Annotated in this window: 13 protein-coding genes; all 13 read right to left on the bottom strand. The window is 40.5% G+C overall.

Going from position 1 to position 13,440, the window contains the following annotated elements; all coding sequences use genetic code 11:
- Positions 1–6: 6 nt before the first annotated feature.
- The 13 genes from tolA to AB1A03_RS07020 all read right to left on the bottom strand — a co-directional run bounded on the left by tolA (position 7) and on the right by AB1A03_RS07020 (position 13,402).
- Positions 7–1,002: a cell envelope integrity protein TolA gene (gene tolA, locus AB1A03_RS07080; protein ID WP_354623959.1), complete on the bottom strand. Its 996-nt coding sequence runs from the start codon at positions 1,000–1,002 to the stop codon at positions 7–9.
- Entirely contained in the window at positions 999–1,433 is a 435-nt protein-coding gene (tolR, locus tag AB1A03_RS07075; protein ID WP_354623958.1) for a protein TolR, read from the bottom strand. The genes tolA and tolR overlap by 4 nt, the downstream gene beginning before the upstream one ends.
- 5 nt (positions 1,434–1,438) lie before the next feature.
- Positions 1,439–2,122, bottom strand: coding sequence for a protein TolQ (tolQ, locus tag AB1A03_RS07070; RefSeq protein WP_354623957.1), 684 nt, complete (start codon positions 2,120–2,122; stop codon positions 1,439–1,441).
- Entirely contained in the window at positions 2,112–2,516 is a 405-nt protein-coding gene (ybgC, locus tag AB1A03_RS07065; RefSeq protein WP_354623956.1) for a tol-pal system-associated acyl-CoA thioesterase, read from the bottom strand. Before ybgC ends, tolQ begins: the two co-directional genes overlap by 11 nt.
- A gap of 144 nt (positions 2,517–2,660) precedes the next feature.
- Complete coding sequence (cydX, locus tag AB1A03_RS07060; protein WP_354623955.1) at positions 2,661–2,789, bottom strand: cytochrome bd-I oxidase subunit CydX; 129 nt, start codon at positions 2,787–2,789, stop codon at positions 2,661–2,663.
- Between the two features lie 18 nt (positions 2,790–2,807).
- Positions 2,808–3,947 carry a cytochrome d ubiquinol oxidase subunit II gene (gene cydB / locus AB1A03_RS07055; RefSeq protein WP_354623954.1) on the bottom strand — a complete coding sequence of 380 codons (1,140 nt, stop codon included), beginning with the start codon at positions 3,945–3,947 and terminating at the stop codon, positions 2,808–2,810.
- An 8-nt stretch (positions 3,948–3,955) separates the two neighbouring features.
- Complete coding sequence (locus tag AB1A03_RS07050; RefSeq protein WP_354623952.1) at positions 3,956–5,524, bottom strand: cytochrome ubiquinol oxidase subunit I; 1,569 nt, start codon at positions 5,522–5,524, stop codon at positions 3,956–3,958.
- A gap of 529 nt (positions 5,525–6,053) precedes the next feature.
- Complete coding sequence (gene ruvB, locus AB1A03_RS07045; RefSeq protein ID WP_354623950.1) at positions 6,054–7,067, bottom strand: Holliday junction branch migration DNA helicase RuvB; 1,014 nt, start codon at positions 7,065–7,067, stop codon at positions 6,054–6,056.
- 34 nt (positions 7,068–7,101) lie between these two features.
- The gene (gene ruvA, locus AB1A03_RS07040; protein ID WP_354623949.1) at positions 7,102–7,725 is read right to left on the bottom strand and encodes a Holliday junction branch migration protein RuvA; all 624 of its coding nucleotides are present in this window, start codon (positions 7,723–7,725) and stop codon (positions 7,102–7,104) included.
- 66 nt (positions 7,726–7,791) lie between these two features.
- The gene (gene rarD / locus AB1A03_RS07035; RefSeq protein WP_354623948.1) at positions 7,792–8,679 is read right to left on the bottom strand and encodes an EamA family transporter RarD; all 888 of its coding nucleotides are present in this window, start codon (positions 8,677–8,679) and stop codon (positions 7,792–7,794) included.
- Between the two features lie 44 nt (positions 8,680–8,723).
- Positions 8,724–9,248, bottom strand: coding sequence for a crossover junction endodeoxyribonuclease RuvC (ruvC, locus tag AB1A03_RS07030; RefSeq protein ID WP_354623947.1), 525 nt, complete (start codon positions 9,246–9,248; stop codon positions 8,724–8,726).
- 81 nt (positions 9,249–9,329) lie between these two features.
- Positions 9,330–11,501, bottom strand: coding sequence for an alpha/beta fold hydrolase (locus tag AB1A03_RS07025; protein WP_354623946.1), 2,172 nt, complete (start codon positions 11,499–11,501; stop codon positions 9,330–9,332).
- A gap of 5 nt (positions 11,502–11,506) precedes the next feature.
- Positions 11,507–13,402 carry an acyl-CoA dehydrogenase family protein gene (locus AB1A03_RS07020; RefSeq protein ID WP_354623945.1) on the bottom strand — a complete coding sequence of 632 codons (1,896 nt, stop codon included), beginning with the start codon at positions 13,400–13,402 and terminating at the stop codon, positions 11,507–11,509.
- Positions 13,403–13,440: the final 38 nt, after the last annotated feature.

The following is a 13,440-nucleotide window of genomic DNA, read 5'->3' as shown; positions in this document are numbered from 1 at the left end:
ACTCTCCTATAAATCGGGATCTAAGGTTATATCAAAATCGCGAAACTGTAATGATATTTCAGGATCCTTTGGAATCGGTAATGTGCGCGCTTTTAGGGCTGCACGTTTGGCAGATGCACATAACTTATCATCGCCTTTACTTTTATTTGCAGATAAGACTAAACCATCTGGAGCAAGACGAATAGCAAGCGTACATGTTTTACCTTTCATATCGGCATCAACTTGCCAATTTCGGCTGATTTTGTCTCGAATTAATGCTTCATAACGCTTAATTTCAGATAACTGCTTAGCACTTTGCGCACTAGAAAAAGCTTCTGCAAATTCATCTTCCATTAGCCTTTCCAATTCTGCTTTACGAAGACGCTCTTTTTCAGCAGCCTCTTTTTGTGCTTTCTCTTTCGCAGCCTTCTCCTGCGCCTCTTTTACTGCTTTCTCTTTGGCCGCTTTTTCCTGTGCTTCTTTAATCGCTTTCTCTTTGGCGGCCTTCTCCTGCGCCTCTTTTATTGCTTTCTCTTTCGCCGCTTTTTCCTGTGCTTCTTTAATTGCCTTCTCTTTCGCCGCTTTTTCCTGTGCTTCTTTTACTGCTTTCTCTTTCGCAGCCTTCTCCTGCGCCTCTTTAATCGCCTTCTCCTTTGCCGCCTTTTCCGTCGCTATCTTTTCAGCCTGTATACGCTCTGCTTCCTCTCTTTTACGTTCAGCTTGCGCTTTTTCTTCTTTTATTCTCTGTACTTCCCTTTGCTTGCGCAATGCTTCTTCCTTTTGCAAGCGCTCTTTTTCTTGACGAATTGCTTGTTGTTTTTTCTGTTCAGCTAATATTTTATCTTTTTTTCGCTGCGCCAAATCATCAAACAATTTTTGTTCAACCAATGATGCATTAATAATATTTTCTTTCGGTTTATCCTTTGGCAAAGTAAATTCAATATTCATTAATAAAATACCGCCAACAATAAGATGTAACGCGACAGCTGTAATAAAAGCAATTATCGTTGTGCTATTTTTCATTCGTCCTCAGGCTCTGTCATTAATCCTAGCGAAGGGACTCCCGCTTCTTGCAATAGCACCATTAAATCAATGACTGATTTATAGGGCACATCACCATCCCCTTTGACGACAAATTGTGCATTTTTATCAAGCGCCAATTGAGCACTCACTAACGCCTTCATTTCCGAGGCCTGAAGAGGCGTTTTAACACTCTCACCAACATTAAGATAATAACGCCCTTGTTTATCAATAGAGGCAATCAGTGGCGGTTTACTATCTTCAGATAAAGGCTCTGCGGCAGCTTGTGGCAAATCGACTTTAACGCCTTGCGTGATTAACGGGGCTGTAACCATAAAAATAATTAACAAAACCAACATTACATCGATATAAGGAACAACATTAATTTCAGCAATAACGCGGCGTCTTTTCGGGTTTCGATAAGAATATTGCATGCTCATCACTCATTCTCATTCATGGATTGGCGGTGCAGAATCGAGGTAAAATCTTCCATTAAATTAATATAAGCAGTTTCTAATGAAGCAACTTGTGTGGAAAAACGGTTGTAGGCCATAACGGCAGGGATCGCAGCAAAGAGGCCCATAGCTGTAGCAATAAGCGCTTCGGCAATTCCTGGTGCAACCATTGCTAATGTTGCTTGTTGAACTTGTCCAAGTGCAATAAAGGAGTTCATTATCCCCCATACTGTGCCAAACAATCCTATGTAGGGGCTGATTGAACCGATAGTAGCAAGCACTGGCAAACCTTTCTCCAACTCATCGATTTCACGTGATAAGGTGACTCGCATAGCACGATGTGCCCCTTCGGTAACACTGTCAACATTGCGTCCAGGAATACGATGTAAACGAGAAAACTCTTTAAAACCACTATAAAATATTTTTTCACTCCCTACGATTCGTTCGCTACGAGCAGCCGTTTCTTTATACAGGCGACTCAAATCATGCCCTGACCAAAACCGTTCTTCAAAATGCTGCAACGATATTTTCGCGGCATTAATGACCCTTGTACGCGAAAAAATGAGTGTCCACGAATAGATAGACATAGCTAATAATAACAACATAACAAACTTCACAAGCCAACTGGCTTGCAAAAATAGACCTATAAAAGACATATCAGCGTGCACTGGACATTACCTCTAGTATTTCAGCCGGAATAGCTGTGGGTTTCATTTTCTGTAAATTAACACAGGCGATTAAAGTTGTCGCTTGACAAAGCAGTTCGCCATTTTCATTGACAATAGTTTGCTTAAAAATGATGCTTGCTTTTCGATAAGAAAGCACCTCGGTATTAACATGGATCAGCTGATTGAATCGTGCTGATTTTACGCAATCCATGTCAACTTTTTTTACCACAAAAGCAATATCTTGTGCCAATAAAGTATCTTGTTCTATCGAGGCTTCACGCAAACACTCTGTTCGGCCTCGCTCAAAAAATTTTAAATAATTAGCATAATAAACGACACCACCGGCATCAGTATCTTCGTAATAAATTCGTACGGGTAATGTTGAGCTTAACACGTCTTTCCCTCTTTGCTAAAAATAGCTTTCAAAGCTACTACAAAAGACTTTTTTTGTCGAATTATCTCTTTGTCGTCACCTTATTTTGTCACAAAAAAAAGAGCCTGTCCGGCTCTTTTTTATTTTTAAATCAGCAATGATGAATTAACTGTTATCGCTATCATTTTGCTTTTCAGCAAGCTCATTAGTTTCCACTTGCTCTAGCCATAAGCCATTGATAATACCAAATGAACAGGCTAATAGTACACCTAAAATCCACGCAAAATACCACATATATTTCCCCTAAATTTCTTAATAAGCTGAATGTTTATATTTAGCCATATATTGCTTACCTAAACGCCCAAACATTTTTATATAACCCCATGAGGTATAAGAGAGAACGATAGGCAAAAAGATAACAGCAGCAATAGTCATAATATTCAGCGTCATCTCACTTGATACCGCATCCCACACAGTAAAGCTCATACTCGGATTAATGCTTGATGGCATCACAAATGGGAAAATACTCAATGCAAAGGTCATCAATACTGCCGCTTGTGTCAAGCTAGTAAATAAAAATGCAAAGCCTGCTCGGTTAAATTTAGTCGCAATAACGGCTAACAGCGGCAGTAATAATCCCAACGCAGGCGCTAACATCATTATTGGGTATTTCTCATAGTTCAAGAACCATGCTCCCGCCTGTAGTTCAGCTGTTTTTAATAATGGATTAGAGGGGCCATTAAGATCGCCAATCGCGGTGATCACATAACCATCAATACCGTAATATAACCAAACACCTGCAATAGCAAATAACAGAACAGCTAATGGCGCGACAACAAAAATAACACGTCGAGCACGTGCATGTAACTCATCTTCGGTTTTCATCTGTAACCAAGCAGCACCTTGCATCACAAATAACATTAAGCTGAATACCCCCACCAATAACGCAAAGGGATTAAGCAGGGCAAAAAAGCTTCCTAAATACTGTGCACGTAAAAAATCATCAAGTACAAAAGGGATCCCCTGCAATAAATTAGCAAAAGCGACACCAAAAACAATTGGTGGCACCGTACTACCTGCAAAGATCCCCCAGTCCCAGCTTTTACGCCAGCGAGAGCTTTCTAGTTTACTACGGTAATCAAAACCAACGGGCCTGAAGAATAATGAGAATAAAGTCAGCATCATAGCAATATAGAAACCAGAAAAAGCAGTCGCATAAACAGCAGGCCAAGCTGCAAAAACAGCCCCCGCAGCTAACACTAGCCAGACCTGATTACCTTCCCAATGTGGCGCAATACTATTTATCATAATACGTCGTTCATCATCGGTTTTTCCGATAACAGGCAGCAATGTACCGACTCCCATATCGAAACCATCAGTGATAACAAAACCAATCAACAATACGCCAATCAGTAACCACCAAAGTAATTTTAACGTTTCATAATCAAACATAATAATTCCTATCCCTTTTGTTCTGTTCTATTTTCTGGTTGTTCAAAATGGTAACGACCGGTTTTCAAACTACTTGGACCTAGACGTGCAAAACGGAACATTAAAAACATCTCAGCGACCAACAGTATGGTGTAGAAAGCGGCAATAGAGATAATACTAAACCAGATCTGCTCAATCGAAACGCCTGAAACACCTATAGATGTTGGTAATATTTCAGCAATAGCCCATGGTTGACGCCCATACTCAGCAACAAACCAACCAGCTTCGGCTGCAATCCAAGGTAGTGGTAAACTGTACAAACATATTTTTAAAAATAGCTTATTTTCACCAATACGATGACGGGCAGATTGATAGAAAGCGAATAAGAAAATGAACAGCATAACAATACCGCAGCCAACCATAATACGGAATGACCAAAACATTGGAGCTACTTCAGGAATACTGTCATTAACAGCCATTTGAATTTGCTCTTCCGTGGCATCAACGACATTTGGCGCATATATTTTCAACAGCAAACCGTAACCTAAATCACTTTTTGCAGCTTCGAAAGCAGCTCTTGTTTCATCTGAAGTATCACCCGCACGCAAAGCTTCAAGATATTGATAAGCAATCATACCATTACGAATACGCACTTCATGCTCAGCCATTAAATCTTTTAAGCCTGTCACTTCTTCATCCAAAGAGCGCGTTGCAATAATCCCTAATGCATAAGGAATTTTAATCGCGTAATCGGTGCGCTGCTCTTCTTGATTAGGTAAACCTATCATCGTAAAAGCAGCTGGTGCAGGATGAGTCTCCCATTCAGACTCTATCGCTGCTAACTTCACTTTTTGCACATCACCTACTTCATAGCCACTTTCATCACCAAGCACAATGGTCGATAAAATCCCAGCCAAACCAAATGCTGCTGCTATTGCAAAAGATCGCTTAGCAAAACCAATATCACGCCCTTTCAGTAAATAATAAGCACTAATCGCTAAGACGAACACGGCGCCCGTTGTATAACCAGAAGCCACCGTATGAACAAATTTAACCTGTGCGACTGGATTAAATACTAATTCAGCAAAGCTGGTCATTTCCATACGCATGGTTTCATAGTTAAATTCAGCACCAACCGGATTTTGCATCCAGCCATTAGCCACCAGAATCCACAGTGCGGACATACTCGAGCCTAATGCAACTAACCAAGTTGCAGTTAAATGCTGTACTTTGCTTAATCTATCCCAACCAAAGAAAAACAGGCCAACAAAGGTTGATTCTAAGAAAAATGCCATCATACCTTCAATGGCAAGAGGCGCACCAAATACATCCCCAACGTAATGGGAATAATAAGCCCAGTTAGTCCCGAACTGGAACTCCATAGTAAGACCCGTTGCCACACCAAGCGCAAAATTAATACCGAACAATTTGCCCCAAAACTTGGTCATGTCCTTATATATTTCTTTATTTGTCATCACATAAAGTGATTCCATTATCGCTAAGATCCAAGCCAGACCTAATGTTAATGGTACAAATAAGAAATGATACATAGCGGTCATCGCAAACTGAAATCGCGATAAATCTACAATGTCATCCATCTATTTTTCTCCTAAAGTTAATTTTTAATAAATTATGAAATATTTAAATTATTTATCTATATAGGGCATCCCTAATAAGATATTCGACATAAAAGAAACAAGCTCAAAAACGACTGATATTAAATTTTAATATAATAATTATTTGATAATTTTAATACCATTGTAGTTTTTTAAGTAAAAGAAAAATTCCTTTTCGTCACAATCACACTATCGTTCAAGTCTTCGCTAGATTAAATAAAAAGCTATATTGTTAACGATATGTTAAAATATGATGTAAATAACCACTTTCATTAACAATCAATAAACATCAAAGGGTTGCACTGATAATAATTACATTTATACAAGTGAATTTGATTTAGATCAAGTTAGATATTGAGTAAGAAATTATCACCGCGCAACTGTGATCGCAGATCTATTCATTGAAGTATCAGAGGTATGATTCAAAACGAAATATACTCAAATTAATGACATGTTGATACCGTAACATTAGCTAATAGGGGTCAAATAGCAACACGTCTCCCCTTCCTAATTAACGAGATGTTTCTGGCTTATCAAATCCAAAATGCAAATAGGTTCGGTTAGTGGCAATGCGACCACGAGGTGTGCGTTGTAAAAAACCTTGCTGAATTAAATAGGGCTCAAGCACATCTTCAATCGTCTCTTTCTCTTCCCCTATTGCCGCAGCTAAATTATCCAAACCAACGGGGCCTCCTTGAAAGGTATCTAAAATAGCGAGCAGGAGTTTTCTATCCATATAATCAAACCCCTGATTATCAACCTCAAGCATATCCAACGCTTGTTTAGCAATCTCATCGTTAATCACCGTCACATTTTTGACTTGCGCAAAATCTCGCACTCGACGTAGCAGACGATTGGCAATACGTGGTGTACCACGAGACCGTTTTGCAACTTCAATTGCCCCCGATTCATCCATCTTCAGTAGCAGATGATTCGCGCTTCGTAAGACGATCCGAGTTAATGATTTTAAATCGTAATATTCAAGGCGTTGTACAATACCAAAACGATCCCGTAATGGTGAAGTCAAGGAACCAGCACGGGTCGTGGCACCAATTAATGTAAAGGGGGGAAGATCAAGTTTAATAGAGCGCGCAGCGGGCCCTTCACCGATCATAATATCGAGTTGATAGTCCTCCATTGCAGGATATAAAATCTCTTCGACCATGGGGCTTAAACGATGTATTTCATCAATAAACAAGACATCGTTCTCTTCAAGGTTCGTTAATAGTGCCGCTAAATCACCCGCTTTTTCTAAAATAGGCCCCGAAGTGGTTTTAATATTCACTTGTAGTTCGTTCGCGACAATGTGCGATAGTGTTGTTTTACCCAGACCAGGAGGACCAAATATCAATAGGTGATCTAGCGCCTCGCTGCGCTGACGTGCCGCTTCAATAAAAATTTCCATCTGACAATTTACTTGTGGTTGACCTTCATAGTCTGCTAATAATTTCGGTCGAATGGCACGATCCACAAAAGTATCATCAATTTTTTCTTGGCCGGAAATCAGGCGATCTTGTTCAATCATTATTTACTCTTAATTATATTCGCAGTGATAGCACTTATAGCATATTTTTAAGGGCAGAACGGATCAGAGCTTCACAGTCCATGCCAGCTTGATATATCTGATTAATGGTTTTCTCTGCCAACATCGGTTTATAGCCCAATGCTACTAATGCACTGATCGCCTCTTCTTTACTATTATTTATCTGCTGCGGGTGCTCACTGTCACTTTCTAATGCCATTCTATCTGCTTCAGGAGTTAATAAATCGGCCCCCGTCCAATTTTTTAGGCGATCTTTCATTTCCACCAACAAACGTTCAGCGGTTTTTTTACCCACCCCAGGTAATTTTACTAAACTATTAACGGCATCATTATGGATACATTGCACGAATTGATTGGCAGTCATTCCCGACAGAATAGCAAGTGCCAACTTAGGCCCAACGCCATTCACTTTAATCAATTCACGAAACATTGCACGTTCATGTTTATCGGTAAATCCATATAGCAATTGAGCATCTTCACGAACCACGAAATGGATGTAGATAATAGCCTCTTGGCCAATGTCGGGTAGAAGATAGAATGAACTCATCGGTAATTGTATTTCATAGCCCACCCCGGATACATCTAACAATACCTCTGGTGGTTGTTTTTCTAATAATATGCCACGTAAACGACCAATCATTTGCTCTTTTCTCTTTAATGTTGATTATACTACTAGCATAAAAAACAACTGATTAAATATCCAGCTTTATTTAAGCCATGTTTGTATTTTATTTTCACAAGCAAAAAGGCAGACTCCTAGCCAAATAAATACAAAAGTAACCATTTTAACCAAACTTAATGGCTCTGCGTAAATAAATACGGCAAATAAAAACATTAATGTCGGCGCCAAATATTGAAAGAAGCCTAATGTGGATAATTTTAATCGTAATGCTGCTTGCCCGAAAAAAATTAACGGCATCGCCGTTACAACGCCCGCAAACATCAGCCAAATATTCAAAGACCAACTGTTCTCGAACATATTAGCACTCGGGCCATTGGCAATATAGACAAGATAGTATAGTGCTATGGGCGTAACTAATAGGGTTTCAACAAATAATCCCGTCAATGCTGCAATTTTTATTTTTTTACGAACCAATCCATAAATAGCGAAGCTGTTAGCCAAAAATAAGGCAATCCAGGGTATTTCACCTAATTGTACAACCTGAATAGAAACACCAATGACAGCAAGCATGACTGCGAGCCATTTTATGCGGCTTAAGGACTCCTGTAAGAAAAATAAACCAAATAAAACATTAATAATAGGATTGATAAAATAACCTAAACTAGCATCGAGCATATAGCCATTATTAATCGCCCAGATAAACATCATCCAATTACCACTAATGAGTAGTGAGGTTAACGCCAATAACGCTATCTTTTTAGGGGATTGCAATAATTGCAATACATTACCCCACCCATTGCTATAGCTGATAATAAGAGCTGTCACCAATAGTGACCAAACAACTCGATGCGCTAATATTTCATAAACAGGAATAAACTGTAAGTATTTAAAATAGACAGGGGCAAAGCCCCACATTAAATAAGCACCAAGCGCATAAAAAACACCTAGATGTGTATCGGATAAATTTTTCATTCATGTCTCAAGGAAGGGCAAAATAAATTACTGATTATAATATTCTAGTAACGTAAACGTCCGCGCACAGTTTTCTTTACCTGTCCAGACATTGCGACTAACGATTGTGCGGTATGGGCATGGCAGATGGCCACCGCTAATCCATCGGCAGCATCTGCTTGAGGCGTTCCCGATAAAGAAAGAATTTTCATCACCATCTGCTGTACTTGTTCTTTGCTCGCCCCACCACTTCCTGTGACCGCTTGTTTTATTTGTCGTGCAGAATATTCACAAACATAGAGATCCGCTTGCGTTGCGGCAACAATTGCCGCACCTCGAGCTTGCCCCAATTTTAATGCCGAATCGGGATTCTTAGCCATAAAAACCTGCTCAATAGCAAATTCGGAGGGTTGATATTGGCTAATAATTTCACAGATCCCTTTAAAGATCATATCTAATTTAGGAGCTAACTGATCACCTTTAGTGCGAATACATCCACTAGCAATATAGATACATTTACTGCCTTTTTGTTGGATCACACCGTAACCCGTAATACGCGACCCAGGATCAATACCAAGAATAATACTCACACCAACATACCTTTAAAAAATCCCACGGGGTCAAAATAGTAGCCTACTGTACGCTTTGCGCATTGCTAGCGCAAAATAAATTTACAGCCCATCGATAAATTGCTCAACTAACTTAAATACCTCTAAACAAGCGTTCCCCCGTACAATAACATGGCGATTAAATGCAATTTCCTCTAACTTTTTCTGTGATGAGCAAACCGTATTAACTATCTCCCTTGCGCCACTAGGATCAACGAGAGGATCATTACTACCCTGTATAATTAATAAAGGAGCACGAACCTTAGCCAACTTATCCCCACAGAGGGCTTGTAATTCGGTAAATTGACGCAATCCACTGATATATATTTTATCGTAATTGCTGTCGCTATTTTCACTCTCATTTTCTAACCAAGGTAAAGTGCCCCGCTTAAGCGATAAATTATGTAGCGCTTTATTCCATCTATCTAACATTGGAGATAATTGGCTCGATTTTTGTCGTAAAGTCAAAGCGGGATTAATTGCGACAATACCCGCTAATTGTTTGCCTTCACTACTGCCCTTGAGTAAGGCGAGTAACGCTCCGGCAGAAAATCCAACAACGATGACTTTACGGTAATAATGGCTCAGCAGCGCATATCCTCGTTGCACAGAATCTCTCCACTTCTCGACAGTGGCATTTTCCAATTCAGAAGGATGTGTCCCATGCCCCTCTAAACGCACCAAATAAACGCCATATCCCAGTTTATTCAAATACTCACCCAGCGCTAACATTTCCAATGGGGAAGCCAAAAAACCATGGATAAGCACGATACCGGGCTTGCTTTTATCGCCCACTAAATGGCGCGGCTTACCCACGTCTCGTGATTTACTTTCGTCTTTGATATAGGAACGCATTCGCTCTTCCTCATAGATAGAGCAGTCTCGGTTCATAATGGCATCGGCTACCTGATAGGTTAATTTAGCCGCAGAGTTAGCCAGTAATTTTTTTATCGCCGCAACGCTCTCCTCCATCACCTCAAACTCATTGGCTAATACGGCCGTCGTATTATCAAGGCGCACGCGATGGAAGGCATGTTGCAGTTTTATTTTATTATGATCGACATATAGGAGACCATCTTCTCGCCGTAACACTTTTTCCGATTCAGCGAGGGCAATAATACTCTCATAGGGTTTATAGGGGTCTTCAGCAATGAGATTAATCACCCTATCATCAATACTTTGATGCACGCGTCGCTGCCCATGATTTTTTATCATGACAATAGCAAGGTAGATAACTTGTTTAAAGGTTTGCTCAGCAATTCCCTGAACGGGGACATAACGCAATGCCGTTGCGACCAAATGGTCCATATTGATAGATAAACGTTTATAGATTCGGTGCATAAATAGCCGCGTTAAGCGGTGACGCATCAGCAGCATCAACCAATTAATTTTCCTCTGAGTCGATAAAAAAGGTAAAAATAGATTAAATAAACGACGGTAGGGCTTACAGAAACTACGCACATCCAGTGGATGTCCAAAGGAGATAGACATATCACTCTCTTGTAGTAATAGCTTTCCCTCAACTAATAACTCTTCTTCTACTTTCGGGGGAAGATTTTTTAATAAAAGCTGTACGCCCGTTGCCAATAAATTCCTACCTGGGCGTAATGGGTAGTAGGTAATATTGACAGGCACAATACATAGGTCTAACGGGTCGAGATTGCCCGGACCACGCAAATGATAAGTATCTTGGTAAAAATTAATCAACTTTTCATTATTATCAGCAATCGCCTGTTTATAATCTTCTTTCAATAAAAAACTTTTCAATGCTAAGGTCGCTGCCCCCGTATAAGGTGAGCGCTTTATATGGGGTAAGTGTAATTGTAAGCGTCCATTTTCAACCACTTTCTTATTTTTCATCATTGACCCTTCAGGAAAAATCACCCAGTTATAACTACCACGCATCAATTCAGATATGATTTTTTCATCCCGGCCCTTAAGATTAACGGGAAAAGCCCCCACTGAGGTTAAAAATTGCCCAAACTTTCCAACGAACAATGCGCTGTCAGCTAAAGAATGGACCATTTGCCCATTGAATTGGTACAATACTTTGGGCAACAGGCAGGTCTCAATACGGGTAAAATGGTTGACAACAAATAAGGTCGGGTTAGCACGCGTATTTTCTAACCCCTCAACAGAAATAGAAGTACGCGTAAATTTTTCCAACGCACTGATCAACAGCCCTGATATTCGAAAGGATCGACTCGCTTTTTCTAGCCTGCTCTCATATAACATAGTGATTACTCCTTATCATTAACCGGATAGATCCCCCTCTCTAACCAAATTAAATGATCCTTGAGCAGACTGTCACTTATATTTTTTGCCGTTTTACGCTGTTTAAATGAGAGCGCATTATATTCAGCCTTAATACGTTGACGTGCTAATCGACAATAGTGCTGCGCTAAGTCGATTGCATTACGGTTTCCTTGTTGGTACTGATTTTGTGCGTATGAACAGGTAGCAGCAATGGCGAAAATTTCACTACCAATCGCCATTAAATGACCTAATATCTCCTGACGTAATTCCAGTTTTTCACGATGAATTAACAATTGTAAAAACAGCGTTCGCGCCAACTTATGGGCTGCACGTTCACAATAACTCAGCTGTTTTGCCAAATTGCCACCTGCGATGCTTGTGACAGTTGTAATCAAACTCATGTTAATGAACTGTTTTGGATACCAACTAAGATAAGCTTTACTCAATTTAATCATGGCCGCTTTTTTGCCCTTTGCATCAAGACCCGGTTGCAGTAAATCCTGCGCCAGTTTTAGGTGACTATCAAGCGCCTCTCGACTTAAAAAAAGCTCCATGATATCCGTTGTCCCCTCAATAATACGATTGATTCGACAATCTCGTAGCATACGTTCGATGGGAAAGGGTAATTCCCCCCGCGCTTTTAATGAGCTGGCTTTCTCATATCCACGCCCACCAAAAAACTGCACCGTTTCATCGACCACCTGCCACGCCATTTCACTACAAAACATTTTCGCCATCGCCGCTTCCATGCGAATATCAACATCGCCTCTGTCCGCTAAATGGCTAGTTAACCAAGTGACGGATTCCATTGCCAAGGTGGTCGAAGCAATAAAAGCAAGACGATTCGACCCTTTTTCATGCTCTCCAATTGGCAACCCCCATTGAACTCGTTGATTGCCCCAACGTCGTGTCATATTAACGCACTGTTTTGCCATACCCGTGGAGGCAGCCGGGATAGTAAGTCGCCCAGTATTAAGGGTTGCCAAGGCAATTTTAAGGCCACGCCCCTCTTCTAAAATACGATTTTCAACGGGCACCGCAACATCAGTAAAATGCAAAAGACCATTTTGAATACCACGTATCCCCATAAAATCACAGCGGTGCCGTATCTCAATACCCGGCGATTTCCCTTCCACAATAAATGCCGATATTTGCTTATTCTCTTTACCATTAATTATTTTAGGGGCGGTGCATGCCATCACCACCAAGTAGTCTGCAATCAAGCCATTGGTACACCAGAGCTTTTCGCCATTAATGAGGTAATGGGTGCCCGCTTCATTTAAGGTGGCGGTGGTTTTCATGTGTGCAGGATCGGAGCCAACACTTGGCTCCGTTAATGCGAAAGCAGAGATTGCCCCTTCTTTAAACCGCGGTAAAAAACGTTGTTTCTGCTCCTCTGTTCCAAATAATTTCAAGGGTTGAGGTACACCAATACTTTGATGTGCCGATATTAAAACCGCGGTCGAGCCACAATGGCTGGATATAGCTGCCATGACACGATTATAATTGACCAAAGAAAGCCCTAATCCACCATATTTTTTATCCACTTTCATGCTGAAAATACCGATTTTTTGTAATGCTTGAATCGCCTCCTCTGGAATAACTCGCGTTTCATCAACTAAATCAGCATCCAATTTTTCACGTAGGATAACCTCCACATCAGCAACCAGTTGATCGCCTATTTTCTTATCTTCCTCACTTTGTTTTGGAAAGGGGAAAATCATCGCTTTATTAAATTCGCCCATGAACAGGGATTTGCCAAAACTAGGATGATGCCATATCGACTCGCGAGCATTTTCGGTCAGATGTAATGATGACGCCTTCGCATCGCTCATTTTCGATGTATCTATGACCATTTTATTGTCATCTTCTGAGTTCATAATACCTCCTTAGCCTGCGCGTAAAATCCTTTCTGAGC

Origin of the sequence: Psychromonas sp. MME2 (assembly GCF_040566515.1) — a bacterium.
Classification (GTDB): domain Bacteria; phylum Pseudomonadota; class Gammaproteobacteria; order Enterobacterales; family Psychromonadaceae; genus Psychromonas.
The sequence above is the reverse complement of the archived record's forward strand: the minus strand, read 5'-3'. Positions and strand labels throughout refer to the sequence as shown.

Bases quoted from the DNA above. Each gene is read 5' to 3' on its own strand.
- tolA (WP_354623959.1), bottom strand. From the start codon at position 1,002: ATGAAAAATAGCACAACGATAATTGCTTTTATTACAGCTGTCGCGTTA.
- tolR (WP_354623958.1), bottom strand. From the start codon at position 1,433: ATGCAATATTCTTATCGAAACCCGAAAAGACGCCGCGTTATTGCTGAA.
- cydX (WP_354623955.1), bottom strand. From the start codon at position 2,789: ATGTGGTATTTTGCGTGGATTTTAGGTGTACTATTAGCCTGTTCATTT.
- cydB (WP_354623954.1), bottom strand. From the start codon at position 3,947: ATGTTTGATTATGAAACGTTAAAATTACTTTGGTGGTTACTGATTGGC.
- AB1A03_RS07050 (WP_354623952.1), bottom strand. From the start codon at position 5,524: ATGGATGACATTGTAGATTTATCGCGATTTCAGTTTGCGATGACCGCT.
- ruvB (WP_354623950.1), bottom strand. From the start codon at position 7,067: ATGATTGAACAAGATCGCCTGATTTCCGGCCAAGAAAAAATTGATGAT.
- ruvA (WP_354623949.1), bottom strand. From the start codon at position 7,725: ATGATTGGTCGTTTACGTGGCATATTATTAGAAAAACAACCACCAGAG.
- rarD (WP_354623948.1), bottom strand. From the start codon at position 8,679: ATGAAAAATTTATCCGATACACATCTAGGTGTTTTTTATGCGCTTGGT.
- AB1A03_RS07025 (WP_354623946.1), bottom strand. From the start codon at position 11,501: ATGTTATATGAGAGCAGGCTAGAAAAAGCGAGTCGATCCTTTCGAATA.
- AB1A03_RS07020 (WP_354623945.1), bottom strand. From the start codon at position 13,402: ATGAACTCAGAAGATGACAATAAAATGGTCATAGATACATCGAAAATG.